The organism is Micromonospora sp. NPDC049903 (assembly GCF_044460945.1).
GTDB lineage: Bacteria > Actinomycetota > Actinomycetes > Mycobacteriales > Micromonosporaceae > Micromonospora.
Genome location: NZ_JBITKL010000002.1, coordinates 302,521 through 329,108, shown reverse-complemented (window position 1 = coordinate 329,108; position 26,588 = coordinate 302,521). Strand labels below are relative to the sequence as shown.

Below are 26,588 nucleotides of genomic sequence, written 5' to 3'. Positions count from 1 at the left end.
GTTGTCACCTCCCTCAGCCCTTCACGCCGACCGCCATGCGCGCCGGGGAGTCCCAGACGCACCGGTCGACCGTCGGCTGTCGGATCGCCTTCACCAGGGCGTGCACCAGGATCACCCGGTACAACAGGTCGGCGAAGACGATCACGGGGAGGAACAGCGGTAGGCGGGGGCGTCGGAGCCGCCACGCGGCGAGGCCGACCCAGAGGCTCTGTCCGGCCAGCATGAGCCCCAGCCCGGCCAGTAGCCCGGGGCCGGCGGTGGCGAGCAGCCAGAGCGTCACCGGGCCGCCGGCCACATACAGCACCCAGTGCAGCATCAACAGCAGGTACGCGAAGTCGAAGCGGCTGGTGTGCCGACCCACCCGGTGCCCGATGACGCCCTGGAAGGTGCCCCACATCCAGCGCAGGTTCTGCCGGTACCAGTCGGGCAGCGTGGTCGGGTCCTGGAGGTGTGCCAGGGCGCGTGGCGCGTACACGACCCGGCCGAGGTTGCGCCGGTGCGTCTCCAGCACCCAGTACGTGTCGTCGACGATGTACGGCGGCTGCTGCGGCAGCACGGTGTCCAGCAGTTCGGTGCGGTACACCGAGTTCGAGCCGGAGATGCAGTTCATGACGTTGAAGTGGCTCTGGATCCGACGGATCACCGCCTGGTACATCCAGTAGCTGTAGGCCCGCTTGGCCAGCCACGGGTTCCACCGCCGCTCCGGCGGCCACCACGTGACGTTGTGGCCCACCGCGATGCCGACCTCCTCGGTCAACTCGGCCAGGGCGGCGGTGACGAAGTCCGGTGCGACCACCACGTCGTCGTCGAGGATGGCGACCGCCCGGTAGTGCGTACCGAGATCGAATTCGACGTATCCGGCGTGCAGGGCGGCCGGCTTGCCGACGTTGCGGGTCAGGTCCAGCACCCGTGCGCCGGCGACCGCAGCGAGGTGTTCGGTGTCGTCGGTCGAGGCGTCGGAGACCAGGTACACGTCGCTGCCGGTGGCGCGGGCCGCGCGTACCGTCTCGGCGATGGTCGCGGCGCCGTTGCGGCAGGCGATCAGGACCGCCACCTGGTCGGCGCGTACCGGGCCGTAGCGCGGTGGCCGGATCCCGTGACGCGGCCGGTAGGCCACCTCGGGGCGGACGAAACCGTACCCGAACGAACCGACGATCAGCAGCAGCGCGAGGGCACTCACAGTGATGGTCGAGACCAGGAGGACTTCCAGCATGACAGCCAATCCGCAGGCGGGAGAGTTTGTGAACGCCGCTCGCGTTGAGGCGTGCTGCTAACGCTAAGTGATGTACCGCTGGTCGCCAAGAGCGATGATCGCTTTCGTCCGTTCGGCCGACGACCGGATGACCCTCCGGCCGGGCGGAAACGCCGATGACCAGGAGGAACAGTCGGGTGGACGGACGCGCGACAGGAGTTGGCGGGCGCGCCGAGATCTCAATCTTGGAGAGTTTCCGTTAGCTGATAACGGAAACTCTCCAAGATTGGCGGTGACTCTCGCTCGTGAGCTGCCTCGTCAGGTCGGCAGCGCGCGTAGCGGGTGGCGGATAGGGCGGCGATGGCCGCCGGTCCGTGAACGGACCGGCGGCCACCACTGGTAGTGCGTCAGATACCGGTCGCTCTGGTGCAGGTCGACGCGGGATCAAGGGCGAAGTCGAGCGAGCCGACGATGCCCGCCTCGATCTGGTGCCGCTTGACCTGCGGCACCCAGCCGTCCTTGGCCACGATCACCTCGTACCGGCCCTTCGGCAGCCACCAGGCGTACTTGCCGTCGGCGCCGGAGGTCAGGGTCGTGCCGGTGCCGGCCGAGATCAGGTTCACCCGGACGGTCGCCGCCACCGACACCGTCACCCCACCGCAGGTGGTGCCGGTGACGGTGCCCTGGATCTTGCCCCAGCTCGACGGCGGCGAGACGTTCATCTCCACCGACACCGGCGTCACCGGGTACGGGGTGTCCGAGGCGACCGCCAGTTCGGCGTCGTACCGCCCTGGCTGCTGCAACCCGGCCGCCGCGGTGGCGGTGAGCGTCACCGTCACCGTCCGGGAGGCGCCCGGTGCCAGCGTGAAGGTGGTCGGGGAGCTGGACAGCCAGGGCACGTCCGCCTCGGCGGCACACTGCTCCAGACCACCGAGCCGCTCGCTGTCCGCCGAGCCCACGAAGGAGCTGGGCGAGCCACCGATCTTGTACGCGCCGCAGGCCGCCGCGCCCCGGTACCGGCCGAACTGGGCGTTGGGCAGGTCACGCCAGGCCCCGGTGGCCGGGTCGTAGGCGATGGTGCGGTTGCTGACCGCCGTCGAGCCGGCCGTCACGCCACCGGCCAGCACGAGCATTCCGCCGGCCGCCGCGTACTGGGAGCCCCACAGCTCGGTGGGCATGCTCGGCAGCGCGCTCCACGTGTCGGCCGTCGGGTCGTACCGGTAGGCGTCGGTGTACTCGGTGCTGCCGGTGCCACCGGCACAGTGCACCGTCTCACCGAGCCCGCCGCAGGCCAGCCAGGACACCGGGTGCGGGTAGGCGGCCCGGGTGCCGAACGTGCCGGTCGCCGGGTCGAAGACCACCAGCCGGTCGGAGTCCGTGCAGGTGGCGTCGGCGCAGCCGCCGACCAGGTACACCTTCCCGTCGACCACCGCCCCGCCGGCCGCCGCAGCCGGTGCCGGGTTGGTCGCCCCCGGCACGGTGCTCCAGGTGCCGGCGACCGGATCGAAGACGTCGACGGTAGCCACCGTACGGTCGTCCGCGCCCCAGCCGCCGATCACGTACAGCTTGCCGTTGACCGCTGCCGCGACCGGCTTGGAACGGGCCACCGGTAGGTCCGGCAGGGCCGTCCAGGCGTCGGCACCCGGGTCGTACGCCCAGGCCCGCCGCTCGGTGCCGGTGCCACCGCCACCGCCGACCGAATAGATCTTCCCGTCCAGCCACGCGGCGGCGTTGTCATAGATCGCGGCCGGCAGCTTGGCGATCGGGCTCCAGGCGTCGTCGGCCGTGGTACGCACCTCGGGTGCCGCCCCGCCGTACGCGACTCCGGTGCGGGCCTTGCTGATCCCCTTCATCTTCTGTTCCCGCAGCGGTGCGCCGGACTGGTTCAGCAGCTCGAACGTGCCGGTGCGTTCCAGCAGCTCGACGGCGGCCGGCGCGCTGCCGGTGTTGCGCACGGTCAGCTTGGTGGTCCGGGTGCTGTTGTAGGGCTGGTGCGACACGACCGACGGGGGGCTGACCGTGAGCCGCCCGGCGCCGAGGGCGAAGTCGGCCCGCTTGACCCGGTCGGCGTCGACCGTGACCTGCTTGGTGGCCGGCTGGTACGGGGGACGGCTGGCGGTGAACGGGTGGGTGCCGGTCAGGCCGGAGAAGAGCCAGTAGAAGCCGTCCGGCTCGGCGGTGTCCTCCGGGGTCGCCGTCGACACCGCGCGGTCCTGCGGCCGGTCGTCGCTGACCACGGTCACGCCGTCCACGGGCGCACCGGTGTTGCGGTCGGTGGTGGCGCCGACCACCAGCCCACCGGGCACCGGGGTGCACTCGCGGTTGACCACCTCCACGTCGTCCACCTGCCACCACCAGGCGAAGGTGCCCTTGAACCGGAAGCGGACCAGGGCCGAGGCGGCGTTCGCCGCCGGGGTCAGCGCCACCTCCTCGACGCGCGGGCCGCGCCGGCTGGTGGTCTGGTGCCAGACGTTGGTCCAGGTGGCGCCGGAGTCGACGGAGACGTCGACGTCGGCGGTGTCGGTGATCCCGACGGCCCGCCAGTCGCTGCGGAAGCGCAGCACCGGTGCGGCGGTGCCGGAGAGGTCCAGCGGCGGGGCGATCAGGTCGGTGTCCTGGGTGTTTCCGCTGCCCAGGGCGTCACTGTCGACGATGGCGAACCCGCCGGCACCACCGGTCAGGTTGCCGCGCGAGCGGGCGTCGGTGAACGTCCAGCCACCGGAGGCGGTGCGGTTGTCGACCCGCCAACCGGCCGGGGTGCCGGTGCCGTCGAAGCTCTGGGTCAGCAGCGGGGCCCCGAACCGTCCGGTGTAGCCGGCGGCGGTGCACCCGGCCTCGACGGGGACGGCCACGTCGGCCGTGGTGGCCGCACCGCCGACCGGCACCTCCCGGGTCACCGTGCGGTAGCCCGGGTAGTGGGCGGTCACGGTGAGGCGGTACGTGCTGCCGCCCGGCGCGGTGAACGAGTAGCGACCGGTGACCGGGTCGGTGAAGACCGGCCCACCGGGCCGCCCGGCCACCTCGACCTTCGCGTACAACGGCCAGCCGTGTCCGGAACCGTCGGTGACCTTTCCGCTGACCGTGACCGTCGGGGTCGCCGTCAGCGCGAAGTTCCGGGTGACGGCCTCGCCCTCGGCCACCGTGACGGTCGCCGACTGACCGGCGTAGCCGTAGGCGCTGACGGTCAGGCTGCTCTCGCCGGCCGGCACGTTGAGCGCGTACCGGCCGTCGGCGCCGGTGGTGGAGGTGCGGGTGCCGTCGGTCACGGTGGCACCGGCGACCGGGTCGTCGTCGGCCGCGTCGGTGACCACGCCGGTGACCCGGCCCACCGGGCCGCGTGGGGCGTCCCGCACCGCCGCGTACGCGTCCAGGCGTCCCTCGCCGAAGACGTTGTTGTCGGCCGGGGTGCCCCCGCAGGTGGTGGCGTCGACGTCACGGGCGGTGCGGTCGAGCAGTGCCTCGGTGCCGGCCACGTCCCCGCGCAGACTCGGCGCCGCCGCCCAGACCAGCGCGACCGTGCCGGCCACGTGCGGGGCGGCCATCGAGGTGCCGCTGAACGAGGCGTACCCGCCGTTGCGGACGCTGGAGCGGACGTTGCTGCCGGGCGCGGCGATGTTGGGCTTGATCTGGTCGGTGCCGGAGCCTCGGCCGGAGAAGCTGGCGATGGCGTTGTTCACGTCGTACGCGCCGACCGCGTACGCGTTGGCGTTGTCACCGGGCGAGCCGGCGCTGCCGCAGGCCGGTCCGTCGTTGCCGGAGGAGAAGACCGGGAACATGCCGGCGGCCCGCCAGGCGGCGACGGTCTGCTGGTACCACGGGTCGCCCCCGTCGCCGCCCCAGGAGTTGTTGACGATGTCGGGGCGCAGGTCCGGACGGGGGTTCTGCCCGGCGGCGTCGGTCGGCGCGAGCACCCACTGGCCGGCGGCGAGCAACGAGGCGTCCGCGCAGCTGTTCGAGCCGCAGCCCTTGGCGGCGATCCACCGGGCGCCCGGGGCCACGCCGATCTGGTTGCCGTCGCCGTCGTCACCGACCATGGTGCCCATGGTGTGCGTGCCGTGGTCGTTGTTGTCGCAGGGTGCGGCGCCGGCGCAGACGCCGGTCGGGTCGAACCAGTTGTATGTGTGGTCGAAGCCGTCGCCGAGGTTGCCCCGGTAGGAGCCGACCAGCGCGGGGTGGTCGTACCGCACGCCGCTGTCGATGTTGGCGACCACGACGCCCTCGCCACGGTCGCCGAACTCGTCCCACACCTGCGGTGCGCCGATGTTGGTCAGGCCCCACTCGACGGCCGCGGTGCGGGCCCGGGCGGTGTCGGTGGCGGTCGGCCGGACCAGCGGGTAGCTACGGCTGGGGGAGAGCCTGGCCACCTCGGGCCGTCGGGCGATCTCGTCCAGCAGCGCCTTGTCACCCTCGACCCGGATCGCGTTGGCGATCCAGTACGCGGTGTGCGGCACCTTGCGCTCGTCGAGCAGCGCCCGCAGGTCGTGTTGGGTACGGCTGGCGGTGCCGGTCAACAGCCGGTGCACCTCGTCCGCCCGACGGTCGGCGTCGCGCAGCCGGGCGGCGTCGGCCAGCGGAGCGGTCTCCCGCAGGTACACCAGGAACGTCGTGGTCGACGCGGTGTCGAACCGGTCGAGCAGCCCCTGGTCGACGGCGGCCCGGTGTGCCGTCGGCTGCGGGGGCGGTGCGGCGACGGCGGGCTGGGCGGTGACGGCGAGTACGGCGGCGGCCAGCAGCGTCACCGCCCGCCACCGTGATGACCGTGCGGATGGTCGTGTGAACAAGGTTCCTCCCCCACGTCGTCGGCCCCGATCCGTTCGGGGCCGGAGACCCGCGCGCCGGGATGCGACGTCGCGGAGCGGACCGGACGATGTGGGTGGCTGATGGTGAGCGCCCGCCCGCTGAGAGTCATGCTCTTGCTCCGACAGTCAGTGATCAATGGACGGCGTCGGTCAGTACTCGGTCAGTGACGTGGCGGGATCCTGACCGTTAGTCTGATTCGGGGGCTCCATCGGTGACTGTCGTTGGCGATTGATGGAAAGTCGCAGGTCAGCACGGTGCTCTCGGGGGAGGCAACGTGTCCGTTGAGGAGATACCGATCCTGGTCTGCGTCAGCTCCGACGCCTCGGTCCGGCACCGGGTCATGCAGCGGCTGGACGGGGTGGGGCCGGTGGTGATCTGTAGTGATCTCGCGCAGTTGCGCGCGATGTTCCCGGCCCCGCTGGCCGAGCCCGCCGTGTCGACCGACGAGCCGACCGGCCGACCGGCGAGCTGGGGCGACCTCGTGGTGGACCGGGCCGGGCACCTGGTCACCTGGCGGGGTGCGCCGCTGGGCCTGACGCGTACCGAGCGGGAACTGCTGGCCCGGCTGATGAGCCCGCCGCTCGCGCTCTGGAGCTACGAGCGGCTGTTCGCCTCCGTCTGGGGCGGCGCGTACCTCGGTGACACCGCCATCCTGCACTCGGCGGTGAAGCGGTTGCGGCGCAAGCTGCGGGCGCTGCCCGGGGGCCCGCAGGTGCAGACGGTCCGGGGGGTGGGCTACCGCCTGAGCACCCCGCCGGAGGCCGCCGACGGGCGTCCCGGCGAGGCGCTACACCACGCGTGACACCATGACCCGGTGAGCGGCGCTGTCCAGACGGGGTATCCCCCGCCCGCAGGTCCCCGGCCCCCGGCCCCCGAATCCCGGTGGCCGCGCTGGCTGATCGTGGCGACCGTGGCCTGGGCGGTGCTGCTCGCCGGTCTCACCTGGCGCTCCGCCCGGCAGGACCCGCCGACCGTCCGCGAGCAGCGCACGCTGGCCGAGGCCGGCCCGGTGGTGGACGCCGCCATCGGCGAGCTGGTGGCGGCGAGCTGGGGTGCGGTGCCCGCGCTGGTCGCCCCCGAGGTGGACCGGGGCTGCCGGATCACCCCCTTCGCCGAGGGAGCGGAGCTGGTCCGGGCCGTCGACCTGGCGGTGCCGGTGGGCGAGGAACGGGCCGCACTCCAGGAGATCTCCGACCGGCTCCCCACGGCGTGGCGGTCCGGCGTCCGGGTCACCTCCGAGGGGCCCCGGCTGCGCGCCGACGCGGGCGAGTTCGTCACCGTGCTGGGACGACCCGTCTCCGACGGCCGGATCCGGTTGACCGCGGACACCGGGTGCCGAATGGTCGGCGACGACTACTCCGCGCCGGGGACGGACGCCGCCGGAGCCGAGGTCGGTGCCCTGACCGAGGCGCTGCGCACGCTCGGCAGCACCGCGACCGAACCCGACGAGGTGGTGGCCGCGCCGTGCCCGGGCGGCGGGTCGGCGCGTACCGTCCGGTCCGCCGCCGGCGCGCTGCCCGCGTCGCCGCAGGCCACGCTCGCACCGCTGGCGGGCGGCACGCCGGTGGTCGACACCAGCGAGGTGTACGCCTTCCGGCGCGACGGCGTTGCGGTCCTCGCCGACCTGGGCGCGGGCGAGGTGGTGCTCGCCGCCACCACCGGCTGCACCGGCTGATCGGCGCGACCGGCTGCGCCGGCTGACCCGCTCAGCCGAGCGCGTCGTCCCGGCTGCGACTGCGGCTGCGACCCAGCGCGTCCGCGCGTCCCCAGCGGCCGGGGATGTCCAGCAGCTCGACCCGCCCGATGCCCTGCGGCACGTACGGGTCGACGATCAGGTGCTCGCCCTGCGGTTCGAGCCCGAGCATCACCCGCAGCAGCATCAACGGCGTCCCCGCCGACCAGGCCTGCGGGCTGCACGCGGTCGGGTACTGCACCGGGTACTCGGTGAGGTCGCGCTCGTACCCGGCGAACGCCTCCGGCAGCCGACCGTCGAAGTAGCGCGCCGCCGCCAGGATCGACTCGCAGATCTGCCCGGCCTGGGCGCGGAAGCCGTACTTCCACAGTCCCCAGGCGATGAGCGAGTTGTCGAACGGCCAGACCGTGCCGACGTGGTAGCCGATCGGGTTGTACCGCCCCTGGTCGTCGGCGAGGGTACGGACGCCCCAGCCGGAGAAGAGGCGCGGCCCGACGAGGTGGTCGGCGATCCGCCGGGCCCTCGACTCCTCGACGATGCCGCTCCAGAGCAGGTGCCCGATGTTGGAACTGAGCGCGTCCACCGGCGTGCCGTCGGCGTCCAGGGCCAGCGCGTAGTACTCCTTCTCGGGCAGCCAGAAGTCCCGGTTGAACCGTTCCTTCAGCTCGGCGGCCTCCCGTTCCAGCCGGTCGGCGTACTCCGGGTCGTTCCAGAACAGCCGCGCCATCCGGGCGCCGCGCAGCTTGGCGTCGTACGCGTAGCCCTGCTGTTCACAGGTGGCCCGGGGAAAGCTCGGCAGCCGGCCGTCGGCGTAGGAGATCGCGTCCCACGAGTCCTTCCAGCACTGGTTCTCCAGGCCGGTCTTCGGGTTGCGGGTCTGGTACCAGAGATAGCCGGTGCCGAGCAGGTCGCCGTACGTGTCGATCCAGGCCAGCGCGCCCCGGGCAGCCAGTTCCAGCCGCTTGACCAGGGCCACGTCGCCGGTCCACCGCTCGTACTCGTCGAGCAGGATCACGAACAGCGGCGTGGAGTCGGCGGCGCCGTAGTAGGGCGAGTGCGGCTGCTCCTCGAAGCCGGCGGTCTCGCCATAGCGCAGCTCGTGCAGGATCTTGCCGGGGTCCTCGTCGCGGAAGTCGTCCAGCCGGTGGCCCTGGAGACCGGCCAGCATCGTCAGCGTGGGTGGGATCAGTTCCGGCTGGAACGGCAGGACCTGGAGCGAGGTGATGATGCTGTCCCGGCCGAACAGGGTCATGAACCAGGGCAGCCCGGTGGCCAACAGGCGGACGCCGAGCGCGATCGACTCGTACCGGAGCGCGGCCAGGTCGTCGAGACTGCGCCGGTACGCCTCGGTCAGCGGCTGGTAGTCGCAGCTCAGCTTCGGGGCCTTGGCGATGAACTCGGCGTGCTCGGCCTGGATGACGGCGGTCGTCCGGCTGCCGGAGAAGGGGAGTTTGCTGCGGACGTCCTCGCCCCGGGCGCCGTAGATCGTGGTGGCGACGGTGAGCCGGGTGGTCCACTCGCCGTGCGGCCCGATCTCGATCGGAAAGGTCATCCCGGTCAGGTCGACCTCCGCCGGTGCGCTGCTGCTGATCACCGTCTCCCGGTGGAACGCCTCCCGGCGGTAGTCCAGGCGCAACGCGTTCTCGCCGGGGGAGGCGGTGTGCTCCCCGCGCTTGCGCTGGGTGTCCTTGATCTCGAAGAGGTCGGCGAAGTCGGCGCCCATCTCCATCCGGACGGTGAACGTCATCGGCTGCCCGGAGTGGTTGAGCACGGTCAGCTCCTCCTCGAAGCTGCCGCTGATGGCCCGGCTGCGGATCACCGAGACCTTGGCGTCCAGGAAGTGGGTGGGCTCGCCCGGCACCAGGAAGTACCGGGTCCGATGCGACTCCGAGTCGTCCATCGACAGCGCGTGCAGCCGCTCGCCGTCGAGCAGCAGCAGCCAGGTGGAGAGGAACCGGGTGTCGAAGGAGAACAGGCCGGTGGGGAAGTCGATCGCCGGCTCGATGTCGCCGCGCCTGTCACTGACCAGGAAGGTGTTGCCGTCCAGGATGCTGACCAGTTCCTTCACCGGGTCCGCCTGACATGCTCGCGAGCGACCTCACGCGGGTCCCGGGTGCCGGGGGGTGCCGGGAAGAAGCGCCGGAAGGCGAGGAACAGGACCACGTCCCCGGTGTACGTGCTCTCGTTGCGGAACACCGCGGAGATGCTCTGCGCCTGGCCGGTGACCAGCCGGTCGAACAGGTTCACGCCGCAGTACCAGACGGCGTCGGCGGACTCCGGGCCCTGGCCCACCTCGGCCGCGCCCGGTCGCATGCGGACCAGCCAGTGCTCGGTGTGGTGGCCGTCGGAGAGGTCGATCCGGAGCTTGCCCGCCACGGGGGCGCGGAGTACCTCCGGAGCCCGGGCCGGCAGCGCCGCGAAGAACTGCTCGGTCGCCTCGGTCACACCCGAATCGTAGGCATTAGCCCGAGTTGTCGGGCCGGTTCCGGCGCGCTGCCCTCAGTACACGAGCGCCTGTGCGCCCTCGGCCATCGTCTCCTCCACGAAGACGGCGGCACCGGCGATCCGTACGCCGGGGATGACGTCGCCGGTGCCGATGTCCCGGCGGGCGGCGCACTGGGTGCAGGCGGTCACCGTGCCGGTCGCCAGGATCACGTGCAGCAGCTCGGCCAGCGGCGCGGAGTGCGGCAGCTCGAAATTCTGTGCGCGACCGGGCAACGCGAACCAGGTCGACTCACCGGTGAGCCAGAGCGAGACGTGTACGCCGGCCGCCGCCGCAGTGGCGGCGACGGTGAACGCCTGGGCGCATCGCTCCGGCGCGTCGGCGCCGGCGGTGGCCTTGACGACGAGAGTGCGGGCCATGCCGCCCAGCATAAGATGGCCCGGATGGTCACCGAGATCGGGTTCGTCAGCCTGCTGGTCGCCGGCCTGGGCGCGCTCGCCGGCGGTCTGGTTTACCTGGCGGTCCTCATAGCGAGAGGCAGATAATTGAGCGCGTCGGACGATAATCCGCTGGCACCGCCGCCGTGGCTGAACGCGCCGCCGGTCGAGCCGTACCCCTTCGAGGAGAGCCACGACCTGCGGGTCGGGCCGAAGCTGCATCCGAGCCTGGACGGGCTGCTGCCGTACGTCGGCGTCTGGCGGGGACGCGGCCGGGGTGGCTTCCCCACCATCGAGGACTTCGACTTCGCCCAGGAGATCCGGATCAGCCACGACGGCCGTCCGTTCCTGCACTACGAGTCGCGGGCGTGGATCCTCGACGAGCAGAGCCAGCCGGTGCGTCCGGCCGGTCGGGAGGTGGGCTGGTGGCGTCCGGTGCTCGACGGTGACCGGGTCACCGACGAGCTGGAGGCGCTGCTGACCGTCCCCACCGGCGTGATGGAGCTGCACGTCGGGCGGCGCAAGGGCACGCAGATCGAGTTCGTCACCGACGCGGTGGTGCGGACCTCCACCGCCAAGGAGGTGACCGCCGGGCACCGGCTCTTCGGCATCGTCGAGGGAGCGCTGCTGTACGCGCAGGACATGGCCGCGGTCGGCCAGCCACTCACGCCACACCTGTCGGCACGCCTGATCCGGGTGGCCGGCTGAGCCGACCGACGTCTGGCGTTCGGCTTCCGGCCAGCCGTCAGGGCAGCCCCCCGGCCAGCCGTCAGGGCAGCGGGAAACCGAGCAGTTCCTGCACCGCCCCGGTACGCGTACCGGGCGGCAGCGGCGTGCCGTCGAGACTGCGCACCGCCACCGCGCCGCGTACCGACGAGGTGAGCCAGACGCCGTCGGCGGTGCGCAGCCCGGCCGGGGTGACCATCCGTTCGTCGGCCGTGCAGCCCAACTCGGCGGCGTGCGCCAGCAGCCACGCGACGGTGGTGCCGGGCAGGATGCCGGTGTCCCGGGCCGGCACCGTGCACAGGGTGTCCCCGTCCAGCCAGACCACGTTGGCGGTCGGTCCCTCCAGCACGTACCCGTCGGAGGAGACCCAGAGCACGTCGTCGACGCCGGCCCGGGCCGCCCAGCGGCGGGCGGCGGTGCTCGCCGAGTACGAGGTCGACTTGAGGCCGGCGGGGAGCCAGTCGAGATCCGGTCGGGCGTGCGCGGGTACGCCCAGCGCAAGCGTGGCCACCCGTACCCCGTCCCGGCGGGCCAGCCGAGCCGTGGTCGGCACCTCGGCGAGGGTGGCGTACACGGTGGGTCCTCCGCCGCCTTCGGGGCCGCGCGTACAGATCAGCCGGAGCGCGCCCTCGACCTCGGTCGGCCAACCGGCGGCGACGTCCTCCAGCAGCGCGACCAGGTCGGCGTCGGGCGGCAGGGGCAGCTCGACGGCGGCTGCGCCGGCCCGCATCCGGGCCAGGTGCTCCTGCCGCAGCCACGGCCGACCACCGCGCAGGTGCATGGTCTCGAACAGCCCGTCGCCGTGCAGGACGCCGAGGTCGTCGCCGCGCAGCAGTGGCTCGCCGGGCGGTCGCAGGCCCTGGCCCAGTACGCCGATCCGCGACGCCACCATGCGGCCGAGCCTAGTGCCGACGCCCGCACACGGAGGTACGCGCATCTCCGAACTATGATCGGAGGGTGTCCGAATCCTCCCTGGCGGAACTGCTCCGCGCCCGTGGGCTGCGGCTGACGGCGCAGCGGCAGCTGATCCTGCAAGCGGTGCTGGACCTGGGGCACGCCACCCCGGAGCAGGTGCACACGGCGGTCCGCGAGGTCGCCGCCGGTGTCAACATCACCACCATCTATCGCACGTTGGAGCTGCTGGAGCGGCTCGGCCTGGTCACCCACACCCATCTGTCGCACGGGTCGCCGACCTACCACGCCGCCGGTGAGGACCAGCACGTCCACCTGGTCTGCCGGGAGTGCGGCGCGATCGACGAGATGGAGCCCGAGCTGCTGCGGCCGCTGGCCGACCAGTTGGCGACGGAGCGGGGCTTCCGGGTCGACATCGGCCACGTCTCCTTCTTCGGCGTGTGCGAACGGTGCGGAGACGGGGACGGGGAGCAGAAATGATCGACATCGCGGGTGCGGTGACCGTGGAGAGCATCGACGAGGCCAGCCGGGACCAGCCGGAGCCGGCGCACGCGGCGGCCGGCGTACGGTCGGTGGCCGCGCACTACGGCGACCCGATGCGTGAGCAACGGCTGCTGGACACCGAGGTCGGCCTGGTGGACCGGTCGCACCGGGGCGTGGTCGCGGTGCCGGGCGCGGAGCGGATCTCCTGGCTGCACACCCTCACCACCCAGCACCTGGCCGACCTGGGGCCCTGGCAGGGCACCGAGCTGCTGGTGCTCTCGCCGCACGGGCACGTCGAGCAGCACGCCATGGTGACCGAGGACGGCGACACCCTCTGGCTGGACACCGAGCCCGGCGCCACCGGGGGCCTGTTGGGCTACCTGGAGAAGATGCGCTTCTTCAGCCGGGTCGAGCCCCGCGACGCCACCGCCGAGTACGCGCTGCTGTCGCTGGTCGGGCCGAAGGCGCCCGACGCGGTGGCCCTGCTGGACGTGCCGCCGCTCGCCGAGCCCGAGGTGCTCGGCGTACCGGGCGCCAAGTTCCGCTCCGGTGAGCTGCCCGCCCGCCCGACCGCCCGGTACGACGTCAAGCCGCTGCCCGGCGGCGGCTGGGCGCGCCGGGTACCGCTCGGCGTGGACCTGCTGGTGCCCCGGGCCGCCATGGCGCAGGTGGTGGACCGGCTGCGCGACGGCGGGGTGCGGCCCGCCGGGCTGTGGGCGTACGAGGCGGTGCGGGTCGCCGCCCACCGGGCCCGGGTCGGCGTCGACACCGACCACCGGACCATCCCCGCCGAGGTGGACCTGATCGCCCCCGCCGTGCACCTGGACAAGGGCTGCTACCGGGGGCAGGAGACGGTCGCCCGGGTGCACAACATGGGGCGTCCGCCGCGTCGGCTGGTCCTGCTGCACCTCGACGGGGTGATGACCGACCAGCTCCCGGCCGCCGGTACCCCGATCACGCTGGGCGACCGGACGGTCGGCTTCGTCGGCACCGCCGTGCACCACCACGAGCAGGGCCAGATCGCGCTGGCCGTGGTGAAGCGCTCGGTCGCCGACGACGCCACGCTCCGGGTCGGCGAGAGCACCGCCGCCATCGACCCACAGTGATGTAAGGAAGGGCACCTTATTAACGCCTGCGGTATAGCAGGGGTCCCCTGCTAACACCGACGCCCTGCTCAGCCGACGCTCTCTGCTCGCGCTGACGGCACCTGCCCGCGCCCGAGACCGGGCCGGGGGTTCTAGGATCGCCGGCATGACAACAGCGACGTTGATCACGGTTGCCCCCACCGGCGCGGAGTCGGCCAAGACGGAGGTGCCGGCGCTGCCGGTGACCCTGGACGAGCTGCTGCTCACGGCGAAGGAGTGCGAGGCGCTGGGCGCCTCCGTGATCCATGTCCACATCCGCGACGGCCAGGCGCGCCCGACGCTGGACCAGGGACGGCTGCGGGAGACCGTGGCGGCGCTGCGGGAGAGCACCGACCTGATCGTGCAGCTCTCCACCGGTGGGGCGGTCACCGACCCGGAGTCCGACCGGCTGGCCGTGCTGGAGGCGGGACCGGACATGGCCTCGTGCACCATGGGCACGGTCAACTTCGGCGACGACGTCTTCCTCAACCGCTGGGAGTTCATCGTCGACCTGCACACCCGGATGCAGGAGCGGGGCGTCGTGCCCGAGTACGAGATCTTCGACCTCGGCCACCTGACCGCGTTGCAGCGGCTGCTCGGCCGGTACGGGCTGCCGCACGGCGGTCACGTGCACGTCGACTTCGTGATGGGGGTGCCGGGTGGGATGCCGGGCACCACGGCGACCCTGGTCGCGGCCCAGCAGATGCTGCGGGACCTGCCGGAGGGGACCACGTTCTCGGCGACCGGTGTCGGCCGCACCAGCATTCCGGTGCTGCTGGCGAGTCTGTCGGCCGGAGGCCACCTGCGGGTCGGCATGGAGGACACGATCACGTACGCCAAGGGGCGGCCGGTGGAGTCCAACATGCAGCTCGTCGCCCGCGCGGTCGGCTTCGCCCAGCTCGCGCAGCGCCCGCCGATGACCACCGCCGAGGCGCGCGAGATGCTCGGAATGTAAGGGGAGAATTCCCCACCGTCGCTGTACACCCGGAGGTGGCGTCCCTGCTCACCCCGGTGCCGGCCCACACCGCATCGTCGGTACCGTCCACGTTGTGGGAGAGACGTACGAGGGCGGCGCGGCCCTCGCCGAGGTGGTCCGGTCCGGCTTCGTGGAGGGCGTACACCGGGGGTCGGTGGTGGTGCTCGACGCCGACGGCGCGGTGGTCGACGCCGCAGGTGACGTGACCTCGCCGGTCTTCCCGCGCTCGGCGAACAAGCCGATGCAGACGGTCGGCATGATCGGCACCGGGCTGCCGCTGACCGGGTCGGCCGACCTGGCCCTGGTGTCGGCCAGCCACGCGGGGGAGGAGTTCCACCTGGCCCGGGTGGCCGGGCTGCTCGCCGCCGCCGGTCTAGACGAGGACGCGCTGCACTGCCCGCCCGACCTGCCGGTCGGTGAGCAGGCCCGCGAGGCGGTGCTGCGGGCCGGGGGCGGTCCCACCCGACTCCAGATGAACTGTTCCGGCAAGCACGCCGGGATGGTGCTGACCTGCCGTGCCGCCGATTGGCCGCTGGACGGGTACTGGCGGCCGGAGCACCCGCTCCAGCAGCGACTGCGGGACGCGGTCGAGGAGCTGACCGGGGAGTCGGCCGTGGCGGTCGGTGTGGACGGCTGCGGCGCGCCGGTGCTGTCGGCGTCGCTGACCGGGCTGGCCGGGGCGTTCCTGCGGCTGGTGACGGCGGAGGAGGGCACGGCTCCGCGTACGGTGGCCGACGCCATGCGCGGGCACCCGGAGATCGTCGGTGGCACGGAGGCCGACGACACCCGGCTGATGCGGGGCGTACCGGGGCTGCTGGCGAAGGTGGGCGCGGAGGGCGTGATCGCGACGGCGCTGCCCGGCGTCGGCGCGGTGGCGTTGAAGATCGACGACGGCGCTGGTCGCCCCCGGATGCCGGTGCTGGTCTCCGCGTTGCGTCGGCTCGGTGTCGACGCGCCGGTGCTCGCGGAGTTCGCCGAGGTGCCGCTCTTCGGCGGTGGCCTGCCGGTCGGCGCCGTCCGTCCGCTCTGGTGACGCCTCGGCAACCGCCGTCGTTCGCCGCCGGCTGAGTGCGCCGTCGTTCGCGCCGGCTGAGTGGTTAGCAGGGGTCCCCTGCTATACCGCAGGCGCTAGCAGGGGACCCCTCCTTTCATCCCTGCGCCGCAGGCAGGAAGTCGAGCAGCGCGGCGTTCACCGGCGCCGGGCGCTCCAGGGGCAGCAGGTGAGCCGCGTCCGGCACGTCGGGCAGGCGTACCGCGTGCGGAGCCTCGGCCGCGATGCGGTCGGCCAGGTGCCGGATGTCGGGTACGTCCGCCGCACCGGCCATGACCAGTACGGGCATGGTCAGCTCGTCGAGCCGCCCACTGGCCGGCGGATCCAGTTCGGCGATGTCCACCGCGCTGAGCGCCAGTTCGGCGGCGAGCGCGCGTTCGTCCATCGCGGTGGCGAACGCCACCAGGTTCGGGTCGACGTCTGCCCGGTCCCGTTCCGGGCCCACCACCCAGAACCGCACCTCCCCGGCGGCGGTGGCCGCGAAGTCCTCCGGGTCCACCTCGCCGACCAGGCTCTCCCACAGGTCGTTCGTCTGCTCGGACCACTCGTGGCCGGAGACGGCGGTGCCGAGCAGGGCGAGTGCGCTGACCCGTGCCGGGTAAGCCAGGGCGGTGTCGATCGCCACCGCGCCGCCGAACGAGCAACCGACCAGGGCGGCCCGGGGCAGGTCGAGTGCGTCGAGCAGCCCGGCCACGTCGTCGTGGTGGGCGAAGGCGGTGGACGGCAGCTCGGATTCGCCGTAACCACGCAGGTCGACGGCGATCACCCGGTGCCGGACGGCGAGCGCGTCGAGCTGCGCGTGCCACATCCGGCGGTCCGCGATGCCGGCGTGCAGGAGGACGACCGGCGATCCCGAGCCCGTCTCGTCGTACGCCAACCGTGCGCCATTCACTTCGATCTTGGTCACGGCGAGACGGTACGACCGGGCGCGCGCGGGCGCAAACCCGCACGCGGCGGGACGGTGTGACCGCCGTGCGCGGGGCCTGCGAACCGGAGGCGGCGAGGACGGCACGACCAGCGAGCGCGGGCGCGAATCCGGCCCGATGAGACCCTGCTAACTCGGGCTAGCGTTTTGCTTGCAGGAGCTAGCAGTGCCGGTTAGCGTGGAGTCATGGCCACTTCCAAGGACCTTCCCGACGTCGGCGGGTTCATTCGTGACCTGCGGCGGAACGCGAAGATCTCGCTGCGGCAGCTCGCCGAGCAGGCCGGGGTGAGCAACCCCTACCTGAGCCAGATAGAGCGGGGCCTGCGCCGTCCCAGTGCCGAGGTGCTCCAGCAGCTCGCCAGTGCGCTGAGGGTCTCCACCCCGGCGATGTACCTGCGCGCCGGGCTCCTCGACGACAAGGAGGGTCAGGGCGTACTGGCGGCCATCGCGGTGGATCCGGACCTGACCATGGCCCAGAAGCAGTCCCTGACCCAGATCTACGAGACGTTCCGTCGGGAGAACGCCCGGCTCGCCGACGCGACCGCCGCTGCGGACGCCGCTCGGGAGGACGCCGCGCACACCGACGTGGCCGGTGGGACGAACGTCGCGAACGACGTTCCCGACCTCACCTCGCCCGACGTGGCGAACCTGGCCGCCACCGGTCCCACCACAGCCGAGGGATCGCCGACCGAGGCCGTTCTCGAATCGGTCGCCGTGACGGAGGCCGGTCCGGCCCCCGCGCCGACCCGTACCCCAGCCAAGAAGGCCGCCCGCACGGTGGTCCGCAAGGCCTCCGCCGAGGCCCAGGAGGAGAAGTCATGACCCAGCCGAAGACCGACCGCATTCCCGCTCCGCTCTACGCCGCCGCCGGTGCCGGCGACCTCGCCCTGAAGCAGTTGCGGCGACTGCCGACTGTGGTCGGCGAGCTGCGCGACCGGGTCACCGCCGACGGCGGGCGGGTCGTGAGCGACCTCGGTGGCAAGGCCGTCGTCGCCGGGTTCGAGCTGCGTCAGAAGGCCAACGACGCGCTGCGCAACGCCAACCAGACCGCCGAGTCGCTGCGGCAGAAGGCCACGCCGGCCGACCTCAACCGGCTGCGTGAGGCCGCCGACCTCAACCGGCTGCGCGAGGTCGCCGACCTCAACCGGCTGCGTGAGGCCGCCGACCCGGCGAAGCTGCGTGAGGCCGCCGACGTGCAGAAGCTGCGCGAGGCCGCCGACCTGGACCGGCTGCGTGAGCTGGCGACCCGCAACGCCGCCGTGGTCGTCGCCGGTGCCCACGCCGCCCAGGAGCGGGCGCTGGCCGCGTACGGGGCGCTGGTCGCGCACGGTGAGCGGGTCGTCGGTGCGGGCGTGGTGGAGGCCGCCGAGACGGTGAACGCCGACATCGACGCCACCGAGGCCACGGTGGAGCCCACCGCGATCGCGCCGGACGCCGCGCCGGTGACGCGGCGCAAGAAGGCCGAGGCGCCCAGCCCGGCCGAGGTCGCCGAGATCGTGGAGGCCAAGCCGGCCGCCAAGAAGGCCGCGGCCAGGAAGACCACCGCGGCGAAGGTGAGCACCCGGCAGCCGGCCGCCGCCAAGAAGGCCACGCCGTCGGCGAAGCTGCCCCGGGCCACGAAGCGGACCCGCCCCGCGTCCGAGTGACCACGACAGACGCATCGATCACGGCGACCCCGGTCCCGTCCTGTCGGACGGGACCGGGGTCGCCAGCATAAGCTTGCCGTCATGGCCAACGCCGCGCCGATCTTCGTCTTCGACGTCCGCTACGTGATCGAACTGATCCTGTTCGTGTTCGCACTGGTCGTGCAGGGGGTGGCACTCGTGCACGCCGTCACCCAGCGCTCCGATGCCTTCCCCGCCATCGGCACCCTGCCCAAGGGTGGCTGGATCGCGATCCTGGCGGTCACGACCCTGCTGACCCTGCTGACCCGCAGCACGCTGAGCATCTTCGGGCTGATCGGTGTCGCCGCCGCCCTCATCTACCTGCTCGACGTGCGCGTCGGCCTGCGTGAACTGGGCGACGGTAGAGGATCTTGGTGAGGGCGTTCCGCTGGCCACCACCACCGGACGGCGGACCCCGCACCTGCGGGCCGGGGCCGGGCGCACCGCGTACCGGTCGCCCGCCGCTGCCCGACCCGGACACCGAGCTGGTCGACACCCCGCACGGCGTACGCCTGGAGCGGCTGGTCACCGGCGTCGGTGACCCGGTCACCGTGTTCGCGCACGGCTTCGGCAACGGCATCGCCACCACCCGCCCGTTCGGCAGTGGGGTGAACGGACGCAAGGTCTTCTTCCAGTTCCGTGGCCACGGTCGCTCGGACGCGCCGGACGGCCCGTGGAGCTACCTCGACCTCGCCCGGGACCTGCGCGCCGTCGCCGATCTCAGCGGTGCGACCCGCGCCTTCGGGGTGAGTCTCGGTGCGGGCGCGCTGTGCCGACTGCTGGTGGAGAGCCCGGACCGCTTCGACCGGCTGGTCTTCTTCCTGCCCGCCGCGCTGGACCGGCCACGGGGGCCGCTGGCCCACGCCCGGCTGACCGAGCTGCTCGCGGCGGTGGAGGTCGGGGACGCCTCGGCGGTGGCCGAGGTGGTCTCGGCCGAGATGCCGCCGGCCGTGCGCAACACTCCGGCCGGTTGGGCGTACCTGCGGCAGCGGCTGGACCATCTGCTTCGTGACGGACTCGCCGCCGGACTGGCCGACCTGCCGGGGCAGGTGCCGGTGCCGGACGCCGGGGCACTGGCGGCGGTGACCGCGCCGGCCCTGGTGATCGCCGCCGAGGGAGACGACCTGCACCCGGTGGAGGTGGCCGAGGAACTCGCCGCCGTGCTGCCGGGCGCCACCCTGCACCGGTACGCCCGCCCCGGCGTGCTGTGGACGGAACGCGCCGATCTGCGCGGCCGGATCTCCGAGTTCCTGAACGGGTAGCCTGCGCTGTCATGGGCGTCACACACCATGGCCGCACCCACCGCCTCGACCTGGCCGACCCGACCCTGCGCGAGTGGGAGTGCACGGTCCTGCACAGCGACCCCGGGCAGGGCATCGTGCTGGACCGCTCGGCCTTCTATCCGGGCGGTGGCGGTCAGCCGCCGGATCACGGCGTCCTGCTGTGGCAGGGGGTGCAGACCCGGATCGTGGGCACCCGCAAGGGCGACGACCTCTGGCTGATCCCCGCCGAGGGTGATCCGTTGCCGCCGGTCGGCAGTACGGTCACCGGAGCGGTGGAGGACGAGCGGCGCAGTCGGCTGATGCGTACCCACTCGGGGTTGCATGTGCTCTGCGGGGTGGTCTTCCGCGACTTCGGCGCGCTGGTCACCGGCGGCAACATGGAACCCGGCGAGGCACGGATGGACTTCAACCTGCCCGAGGTGCCGCCGGACTTCAAGACCCGGATCGAGGAACTGGTCAACGCCGAGGTGGTGGCCGACCGTTCGGTGGCGACCCGGGTGTTGCCGCGTACGGAGGCGCTGGCCCTGCCGGACATCATCCGTACCCAGTCCAACCTGATCCCGCCGGACGAGGCAGAGGTGCGCATCGTCGACATCGTCGGGCTGGACGTGCAGGCCGACGGGGGCACCCACGTGGCGTCCACCGCGCAGATCGGCCAGGTCCGGGTGGTCAAGGTCGAGAGCAAGGGCCGGGCGAACCGCCGGGTACGCATCCGCCTCGCCGACTAGCCGCCGGTCGGAGTTCGTACGGACGGCCTGTTCGGACCCGCCGAGCCGGTCCGGCCTCGGCATCCTTTACCCGATCGTCGCGACAGATTACAAGATCATCTCATCTTTGGTGGCGATTTCTGCTGTACGGTCTGTGGGTGAGAACCGAGCGTCACTGGTGGAACGGCGACCGCACCGTGCGTGGACGTCGCGATGTGTTCATCCGCACCGACGGCGAGTCGTGGGAGGTCGAGGCCCGGGCCGGCGGCGGCGCCGGCGGGTCGAAGATCATTCCGTGTCCTGGCCTGCGGTCGGCGGAGATCCTGGCCGGAGCGTGGATGGACGGCCAGCGTAAGTGGCAGGACGTCGCCACCACCTGAGCAGATCGTGCTCCCGCACCTGGGTGGGCGGCAGGGGGTAGACTGACCTTGCGGCCCTGTCCTGGCGGGCCGGCTCGATGTTCCCAGGCCACGCGCCGCGGCCGGTAAGCGGTCAGCGCCGGGCGGGATCTCTCTTCGACGTTCGGAGCATTCATGGCGGCACGCCGCCCACAGCAGCAGAACACCTCCTCGACCACTCCCACCTTCGCCGACCTCGGCGTGCCCGAGGCGCTCACCCGCGTCCTCGCCACGGCCGGGGTGGACCGGCCGTTCCCGATCCAGGCGGCCACGCTGCCCGACGCGATCGCCGGACGCGACGTGCTCGGCCGTGGCCGCACCGGTTCGGGCAAGACGTACGCCTTCGTGCTGGCGGTGCTCACCCGCCTGGCGGCCACCCCGGCGCCTCGGCGGGCCGGGCGTCCCCGGGCGCTGATCCTCGCGCCCACCCGTGAGCTGGCCTCCCAGATCGACGCCGTGATGGCCCCGCTGGCGCAGGCCCTGTCGCTGCGCACCATGACCGTCTTCGGTGGTGTGGCCGCCAACCCGCAGATCAAGGGGCTGCGGGCCGGGGTCGACGTCGTGGTGGCCTGCCCGGGTCGGCTCGCCGACCACGTCGACGCGGGTCACGCGCACCTGGACGCGGTCGAGATCACCGTGCTCGACGAGGCCGACCACATGGCCGACCTGGGCTTCCTGCCCACCGTACGGCGGTTGATGGACCAGACCCCGCGCGGCGGTCAGCGTCTGCTCTTCTCCGCCACCCTGGACGCCGGTGTCGACGTGCTCGTCCGCCGGTTCCTCACCGACCCGGTCACGCACAGTGTCGACTCGGCGCGGTCGCCGGTCACCGCGATGACGCACCACGTGTTGCACGTGCTCGCCGACGAGCGGTTCGCCGTGCTGGTCGACCTGGTCGCCACGCCGGGTCGCAGTGTGGTGTTCACCCGCACCAAGCGGGGGGCCAAGACGCTCACCCGTCGCCTGGTCGCCGCCGGAGTGAAGTCCGTCGAGCTGCACGGCAACCTGGCCCAGGGGGCGCGGGCCCGCAACCTCCAGGCGTTCTCCGACGGCGAGGTGCAGACGCTCGTCGCAACCGACATCGCCGCGCGGGGCATCCACATCGACGACGTGGCCCTGGTGGTGCACGCCGATCCGCCCGCCGAGCACAAGGCGTACCTGCACCGGTCGGGTCGTACCGCCCGGGCGGGAGCGGCCGGCACGGTCGTCACGTTGATGACCGACCAGCAGGCGTCCGAGGTGCGGGAGCTGACCCGCAAGGCGGGTATCCGGGCGACCACCACCCGGCTGCGTCCGGGTGACGCGTTGCTGCGCGAGATCGCCCCGGGGGAGCGGACGCTCGTCGCCCGGCCGGTGGAGTCCACCGAGCCGGTACGCGAGCCGCGCTCGAACCGGGGCGGCCGTCGCGGCGGTACGTCGGCACCGACCGGGGCGACCCAGAACGGTGCGGCGCGACCCCAGACGGCGCAGTCCGGCGGCGGCCGGTCCCACGGTGGTCAGGCCGGCAGCGGCCGGTCCCGGGGCAATCAGGGCGGCGCAGGTCGATCCCAGGAGGCGCAGACCGGTTCGGGGCGGGGTCAGCGTGCCCAGGGGGCGCAGGCCGGTTCCGGTCGGTCCCAGGGCGCGCGGTCGCAGGCGGCGCGCTCCGGCGCGGCACCGGCCGGCGGGACGCGGTCCGGAGCGGCGGCCTTCTCCGCTCGCGCCCGGCCGGGCGGACGCCGCCGGCAGGGCTGACGGTAGGACGGTTGACGGCGGCAGGGCTGACGTCGGCGTCGCCAGATCCGACTCGTCGCCACGAGCCGGCGGGACGTCGTCGCCAAAGCTGACGTCGGTTGTCAGGTATCGCTGGCAACGTGACCGTCATGACGACATCGTTGACGGGAAAGGTGGCGCTGGTCGCCGGGGCCACCCGGGGAGCCGGTCGGCAGATCGCGGTGCAACTCGGCGCGGCCGGTGCCACCGTGTACGCCACCGGTCGCAGCAGCCGGGCGGCGCGCTCCGAGCTGAACCGGCCGGAGACCATCGAGGAGACCGCCGAGTTGGTGACCGCCGCCGGAGGCACCGGGATCGCGGTCCGGACCGATCATCTGGTGCCGGACGAGGTGCGGGCCCTGGTCGAGCGGATCGACGCCGAGCAGGGCCGACTCGACGTGCTGGTCAACGACGTGTGGGGTGCCGATCCGCTGATCACCTGGGAGAAGCCGGTCTGGGAACAGCCGCTCGACGCCGGATTCCGGACGCTGCGGCTGGCGGTGGAGACCCACGTGATCACCAGCCACTTCGCGTTGCCGCTGCTGACCCGCCGTCCCGGTGGGCTGGTGGTGGAGGTCGGCGACGGCACGAAGGCGTACAACGACGAGAACTACCGGTTGTCGGTCTTCTACGACCTGGCCAAGACCTCGGTCAACCGGCTCGCCTTCATCTGGGCGCACGAGCTGAAGGAGTACGGCGGCACGGCCGTCGCGCTCAGCCCAGGATGGCTGCGGTCGGAGGCGATGCTGGAGCACTTCGGCGTGACCGAGGAGAACTGGCGGGACGGTGTCGCCACCGATCCGCACTTCCTGATCTCCGAGACGCCGGCCTTCGTCGGCCGGGCGGTCGCCGCACTCGCCACCGACTCCGACCGGCACCGCTGGAACGGCCGGTCCGTCTCCGCCGGTGAGCTGTCCCAGGTGTACGGCTTCACCGACATCGACGGTAGTCAGCCGGACGCCTTCCGCTACATCAGCGAGGTGGTCGACGCCGGTCGCCCCGCTGACGTCACCGGCTACCGCTGACCCCCGACCGCCGACCGGCTGTGCACGCCGGTCGGCGGCTCACGGCCCGCTGTCCTCGACCGCCGCCCGCCCACGCCCGCTGTCCCCATCGGTGGGCGACTGACGGCCTGTGGCGTAGAGGGCGACCGTCCGGGCCGCCGCCTCGGCCAGTCGGGCCCGCAACTCGGGCGGGTCGCAGACCTCCACCTCCGGCCCGAGCCCGAGCAGTTGGGCGTAGGCCACGTCGACGGACTCGACGGGCAGCCGGATCGTCGACCAGCCCTGTTCGTCGGGTCCGCTCGCGGCGGCGACCGCCTCGTCGTACCCGAAGGGGGCATCGACCAGGTGCCGGAGCACGCGCAGGCCGACCGGGCTCAGCCGGAGCGTCACCTCGGCCCGCAGCATGCTCCGCAGGAACGACGCCGCCTGGCGCTGCCAGTACGCCGCCAGGTCGAAGTCCGGTTCCCGCTCGAAGGTCTCCTCCTCCGTCGTGACGGCGGTGACCCGGTCCACCCGGTAGGTGCGGACGTCCTCGCCGACCCGGCCGACGAGATACCAGGTCCCGCTCTTGAGCACGAGGCCGTACGGGCGGATCCGGCGGGTCACCTCGTGCTCCCCACGCCGGTAGCGCAGCGTCACCACACGGTCCCGCCAGACCGCTCCGGCCAGCTCGGTCAGCCAGGTCGGCGGTGCGGTCCGGTGGTGGTACCAGCCCGGCACGTCCAGGTGGAACCGCTGTCCGGTGCGGGCCGGGGCGTCGCGCAGGCTCGGTGGCAGCGCGGCGAGCACCTTGAGTTCCGCCGCCGCCACCGCGTCGGCGAGTCCCATCTCACCCGCCGGGCCGGGCAGCCCGGCCAGGAAGAGGGCCTCCGCCTCGTCCCGGGTCATCCCGGTCAACCGGGTCCGGTAGCCACCGAGCAGCCGGTAACCGCCGGTCGGTCCCCGGTCGGCGTAGACCGGCACCCCGGCGGCGGAGAGCGCCACCACGTCCCGATAGACGGTGCGTTCGGAGACCTCCAGCTCGCGGGCCAGCTCCGCGGCCGTCATCACCTCCCGGGACTGCAACAACAGCAACAGCGAGATCAGTCGGGCGGCGCGCACCGGTCACCGCCCGCCGGGGGTGAGCAGGCCCCGGTCGTACGCGGCGGCCACCGCTGCCGCCCGGTCGTTGACCCCGAGCTTGGCGTACACGTGCAGCAGATGGGTCTTGACGGTGGCCTCGCTGATGAACAGCCGGGCCGCGGCCTCGCGGTTCGACGAGCCTCGGGCGACGAGCGTGAGCACTTCGAGTTCCCGCTGACTCAGCGGCTCCTCGGCCGGCGTACGCGGGGTCCGCAGCCGCCCCATCAGCCGTCCGGCGACGCTGGGGGAGAGCACCGACTCGCCCCGGGCGGCGGCGCGTACCGCCCGGACCAACTCCTCGCGGGGCGCGTCCTTGAGCAGGTAGCCGGTGGCGCCCGCCTCGATCGCCGGCAGCACGTCGGCGTCGGTGTCGTAGGTGGTCAGCACCAGCACCTTCGCCGGGCTGCCGGAGGCGGCCAGCCGCCCGATCGCGGTCACCCCGTCCATGCCCGGCATCCGCAGGTCCATCAACACCACGTCCGGCCGCAGCGCCTCGGCCAGCGCCAGCGCCTCGGCACCGTCCGCCGCCTCGCCGAGCACCTCGAACCCGGGGTCGCCGGTGAACATGCCCCGCAGACCGTCCCGGACCACCGGATGGTCGTCGACGATGAGCAGGCGTACCGGGCCGGTCATGCGGCCGCTCCCGGCAGCGCCGGCACGGACGCGGAGACGGCGGTGCCGGTACCCGGTTCGGACTCGACGGCCAGCCGACCACCGACCCTGGTGACCCGTTGCCGCATCGCGGTCAGACCGTAGCCGCCGTCCCGGTCCGGTTCGCCGCCGCCGTCGACGTCGAACCCCGACCCGTCGTCGCGGATGTCAAGCGTCACCACGTCCGACATGTACGACAGGGTGAGCCCGACCCGGGACGCGGCGGCGTGTCGGGCCACGTTGGCCAACGCCTCCTGAGCGGCCCGGAGCAGCGTCACCTCGATCTCCGGGTGCAGCGGACGAGGCGTACCGGTGGTGCTGACGCTGGCCGCCACCCCGTGCCGGGCCGACCAGCGCCCACCCAACTCGGCGAGCGCGTCGGGCAGCCGGGCCGTCTCCAGCGGCTCCGGGCGCACGGCCCGCACCGACCGGCGGGCCTCGGTGAGGCTCTCCCGAGCCAGGTCCAAGGCGTTGTCCACGTGCCGGTGCCAGTCGGCCGAGCGGTCCCGCGACTGCTCGGCCGCCTCCAGTTGGGTGATGATGCCGGTCAGCCCCTGGGCCAGGGTGTCGTGGATCTCCCGGGCCATCCGCTGGCGTTCGTCGAGCACCCCGGCCTCCCGGGCCTGCGTGATGAGCTGCGCGTGCAGCCCCTCGTTCTCCCGCACGGTCTCGGCGAGCCGTGCGTTGGCATCGGTCAGTTCCGCCACCAGCCGCTTGCGCTTCTCGCCCTCCCGTTCGGCCACGAAGGCGAACCAGCTCACGCCCCCGGCGACCACCAGGTTGAACAGCACCATCACCAGCCAGACCAGCCAGTGTGAGGAGATCGACGGAAGCCCGCCGCTCTGCGAGGTGCCGAGCAACGCGGCGGTGACGGCCACCCCGGCCATCGGCCACCTGCCTGGCAGGAAGAACGCGTACACGAAGCCGACCCAGGCGAAGAAGCCGTACCACGGGCTGGCGATCACCAGCGTGGTGGCGAAGCCGAGCAGCCCCACGTAGAAGAACGTCATCGGTCCGCGCCGGCCGTGCCAGCCCGGATGCAGGGTGACGAACCAGGCGACCCAGCAGGCCGCGGCACCGGCGACGGGCAGGATGACCGCCAACGGGAGACTGCGGGCGGTCGGCGCGACGGTGGACAGCAGGGTGCCCACGGCCAGCCCGCCGTAGGGCAGCACCCGGTAGAGCTTCGCCTCCCGGTCCTGCCAGACGGCGAGCTGAACGTCGGATTCGTCGCTGCTGGTCATC

Annotated in this window: 26 protein-coding genes; 16 read left to right on the top strand and 10 right to left on the bottom strand. The window is 72.8% G+C overall.

All coding sequences use genetic code 11. From position 1 onward, the window contains the following. Window positions 1–13: 13 nt before the first annotated feature. Window positions 14–1,213: a glycosyltransferase gene (locus ACIBO1_RS06315; RefSeq protein ID WP_396741958.1), complete on the bottom strand. Its 1,200-nt coding sequence runs from the start codon at window positions 1,211–1,213 to the stop codon at window positions 14–16. 386 nt (window positions 1,214–1,599) lie between these two features. Beyond that, a complete protein-coding gene (locus ACIBO1_RS06310; RefSeq protein WP_396741956.1) occupies window positions 1,600–5,973 on the bottom strand; it encodes a S8 family serine peptidase in 4,374 nt (1,457 codons plus the stop codon). Between the two features lie 293 nt (window positions 5,974–6,266). On the opposite strand from ACIBO1_RS06310, the gene ACIBO1_RS06305 reads away from it, so the two are divergent. Both ACIBO1_RS06305 and ACIBO1_RS06300 read left to right on the top strand, forming a co-directional pair. After that, on the top strand, window positions 6,267–6,794 hold the full coding sequence (locus ACIBO1_RS06305; RefSeq protein ID WP_396741954.1) for a winged helix-turn-helix domain-containing protein: 528 nt from the start codon (window positions 6,267–6,269) through the stop codon (window positions 6,792–6,794). Between the two features lie 12 nt (window positions 6,795–6,806). Beyond that, the gene (locus ACIBO1_RS06300) at window positions 6,807–7,667 is read left to right on the top strand and encodes a hypothetical protein (RefSeq protein WP_396741952.1); all 861 of its coding nucleotides are present in this window, start codon (window positions 6,807–6,809) and stop codon (window positions 7,665–7,667) included. A gap of 31 nt (window positions 7,668–7,698) precedes the next feature. Here the strand turns inward: ACIBO1_RS06300 and ACIBO1_RS06295 are convergent, their stop codons facing one another. The 3 genes from ACIBO1_RS06295 to ACIBO1_RS06285 are packed head-to-tail and all read right to left on the bottom strand — an operon-like array spanning window position 7,699 to window position 10,559. Next, entirely contained in the window at window positions 7,699–9,753 is a 2,055-nt protein-coding gene (locus ACIBO1_RS06295; protein WP_396741950.1) for a glycogen debranching N-terminal domain-containing protein, read from the bottom strand. Further along, entirely contained in the window at window positions 9,750–10,130 is a 381-nt protein-coding gene (locus ACIBO1_RS06290) for an SCP2 sterol-binding domain-containing protein (protein ID WP_350693122.1), read from the bottom strand. Before ACIBO1_RS06290 ends, ACIBO1_RS06295 begins: the two co-directional genes overlap by 4 nt. A gap of 54 nt (window positions 10,131–10,184) precedes the next feature. Continuing rightward, window positions 10,185–10,559 (bottom strand): DsrE family protein, encoded by a 375-nt coding sequence (locus ACIBO1_RS06285; protein WP_396741948.1) that lies wholly within the window; start codon window positions 10,557–10,559, stop codon window positions 10,185–10,187. Between the two features lie 12 nt (window positions 10,560–10,571). Here ACIBO1_RS06285 and mtfM point away from each other — a divergent pair, with 12 nt between their 5' ends. Continuing rightward, entirely contained in the window at window positions 10,572–10,673 is a 102-nt protein-coding gene (mtfM, locus tag ACIBO1_RS06280) for a small membrane protein MtfM (RefSeq protein WP_396741946.1), read from the top strand. Further along, window positions 10,674–11,273 (top strand): FABP family protein, encoded by a 600-nt coding sequence (locus ACIBO1_RS06275; protein ID WP_131051516.1) that lies wholly within the window; start codon window positions 10,674–10,676, stop codon window positions 11,271–11,273. Between the two features lie 61 nt (window positions 11,274–11,334). Here ACIBO1_RS06275 and ACIBO1_RS06270 read toward each other — a convergent pair whose 3' ends face one another. Continuing rightward, window positions 11,335–12,183 (bottom strand): aminotransferase class IV, encoded by an 849-nt coding sequence (locus ACIBO1_RS06270; protein WP_396741943.1) that lies wholly within the window; start codon window positions 12,181–12,183, stop codon window positions 11,335–11,337. A 65-nt stretch (window positions 12,184–12,248) separates the two neighbouring features. On the opposite strand from ACIBO1_RS06270, the gene ACIBO1_RS06265 reads away from it, so the two are divergent. The 4 genes from ACIBO1_RS06265 (at window position 12,249) to ACIBO1_RS06250 (ending at window position 15,819) form a co-directional block, all read left to right on the top strand. Then, on the top strand, window positions 12,249–12,683 hold the full coding sequence (locus tag ACIBO1_RS06265; protein ID WP_350693115.1) for a Fur family transcriptional regulator: 435 nt from the start codon (window positions 12,249–12,251) through the stop codon (window positions 12,681–12,683). After that, window positions 12,680–13,792: a YgfZ/GcvT domain-containing protein gene (locus ACIBO1_RS06260; protein ID WP_396741941.1), complete on the top strand. Its 1,113-nt coding sequence runs from the start codon at window positions 12,680–12,682 to the stop codon at window positions 13,790–13,792. The genes ACIBO1_RS06265 and ACIBO1_RS06260 overlap by 4 nt, the downstream gene beginning before the upstream one ends. Window positions 13,793–13,937: 145 nt before the next feature. After that, entirely contained in the window at window positions 13,938–14,765 is an 828-nt protein-coding gene (locus ACIBO1_RS06255; RefSeq protein ID WP_396741939.1) for a 3-keto-5-aminohexanoate cleavage protein, read from the top strand. 73 nt (window positions 14,766–14,838) lie between these two features. Further along, the gene (locus ACIBO1_RS06250) at window positions 14,839–15,819 is read left to right on the top strand and encodes an asparaginase (protein WP_396742455.1); all 981 of its coding nucleotides are present in this window, start codon (window positions 14,839–14,841) and stop codon (window positions 15,817–15,819) included. A gap of 115 nt (window positions 15,820–15,934) precedes the next feature. On the opposite strand, the gene ACIBO1_RS06245 is transcribed toward ACIBO1_RS06250, so the two are convergent. Continuing rightward, complete coding sequence (locus tag ACIBO1_RS06245; RefSeq protein ID WP_396741937.1) at window positions 15,935–16,744, bottom strand: alpha/beta fold hydrolase; 810 nt, start codon at window positions 16,742–16,744, stop codon at window positions 15,935–15,937. A 204-nt stretch (window positions 16,745–16,948) separates the two neighbouring features. On the opposite strand from ACIBO1_RS06245, the gene ACIBO1_RS06240 reads away from it, so the two are divergent. The 8 genes from ACIBO1_RS06240 to ACIBO1_RS06205 all read left to right on the top strand — a co-directional run bounded on the left by ACIBO1_RS06240 (window position 16,949) and on the right by ACIBO1_RS06205 (window position 23,591). After that, window positions 16,949–17,584, top strand: a complete 636-nt coding sequence (locus ACIBO1_RS06240) for a helix-turn-helix domain-containing protein (protein WP_396741935.1) — start codon at window positions 16,949–16,951, stop codon at window positions 17,582–17,584. Continuing rightward, the gene (locus ACIBO1_RS06235) at window positions 17,581–18,408 is read left to right on the top strand and encodes a hypothetical protein (RefSeq protein WP_396741933.1); all 828 of its coding nucleotides are present in this window, start codon (window positions 17,581–17,583) and stop codon (window positions 18,406–18,408) included. The genes ACIBO1_RS06240 and ACIBO1_RS06235 overlap by 4 nt, the downstream gene beginning before the upstream one ends. A gap of 81 nt (window positions 18,409–18,489) precedes the next feature. Continuing rightward, on the top strand, window positions 18,490–18,804 hold the full coding sequence (locus ACIBO1_RS06230) for a DUF2516 family protein (RefSeq protein ID WP_350693103.1): 315 nt from the start codon (window positions 18,490–18,492) through the stop codon (window positions 18,802–18,804). Continuing rightward, the gene (locus ACIBO1_RS06225) at window positions 18,801–19,688 is read left to right on the top strand and encodes an alpha/beta fold hydrolase (protein WP_396741931.1); all 888 of its coding nucleotides are present in this window, start codon (window positions 18,801–18,803) and stop codon (window positions 19,686–19,688) included. Before ACIBO1_RS06230 ends, ACIBO1_RS06225 begins: the two co-directional genes overlap by 4 nt. Window positions 19,689–19,699: 11 nt before the next feature. Further along, window positions 19,700–20,437 carry an alanyl-tRNA editing protein gene (locus ACIBO1_RS06220; RefSeq protein WP_396741929.1) on the top strand — a complete coding sequence of 246 codons (738 nt, stop codon included), beginning with the start codon at window positions 19,700–19,702 and terminating at the stop codon, window positions 20,435–20,437. A 137-nt stretch (window positions 20,438–20,574) separates the two neighbouring features. Then, the gene (locus tag ACIBO1_RS06215; RefSeq protein ID WP_350693098.1) at window positions 20,575–20,796 is read left to right on the top strand and encodes a hypothetical protein; all 222 of its coding nucleotides are present in this window, start codon (window positions 20,575–20,577) and stop codon (window positions 20,794–20,796) included. 153 nt (window positions 20,797–20,949) lie between these two features. Continuing rightward, window positions 20,950–22,548 (top strand): DEAD/DEAH box helicase, encoded by a 1,599-nt coding sequence (locus tag ACIBO1_RS06210; protein WP_396741927.1) that lies wholly within the window; start codon window positions 20,950–20,952, stop codon window positions 22,546–22,548. Window positions 22,549–22,676: 128 nt separating this feature from the next. Next, a complete protein-coding gene (locus ACIBO1_RS06205) occupies window positions 22,677–23,591 on the top strand; it encodes an SDR family oxidoreductase (protein ID WP_396741925.1) in 915 nt (304 codons plus the stop codon). Window positions 23,592–23,630: 39 nt separating this feature from the next. Here the strand turns inward: ACIBO1_RS06205 and ACIBO1_RS06200 are convergent, their stop codons facing one another. The 3 genes from ACIBO1_RS06200 to ACIBO1_RS06190 are packed head-to-tail and all read right to left on the bottom strand — an operon-like array spanning window position 23,631 to window position 26,587. Beyond that, window positions 23,631–24,671: a helix-turn-helix transcriptional regulator gene (locus ACIBO1_RS06200; protein WP_396741923.1), complete on the bottom strand. Its 1,041-nt coding sequence runs from the start codon at window positions 24,669–24,671 to the stop codon at window positions 23,631–23,633. 3 nt (window positions 24,672–24,674) lie between these two features. Further along, window positions 24,675–25,325 (bottom strand): response regulator, encoded by a 651-nt coding sequence (locus ACIBO1_RS06195; protein ID WP_396741921.1) that lies wholly within the window; start codon window positions 25,323–25,325, stop codon window positions 24,675–24,677. Further along, on the bottom strand, window positions 25,322–26,587 hold the full coding sequence (locus tag ACIBO1_RS06190; RefSeq protein ID WP_396741919.1) for a histidine kinase: 1,266 nt from the start codon (window positions 26,585–26,587) through the stop codon (window positions 25,322–25,324). The genes ACIBO1_RS06195 and ACIBO1_RS06190 overlap by 4 nt, the downstream gene beginning before the upstream one ends. Window position 26,588 lies beyond the last annotated feature (1 nt).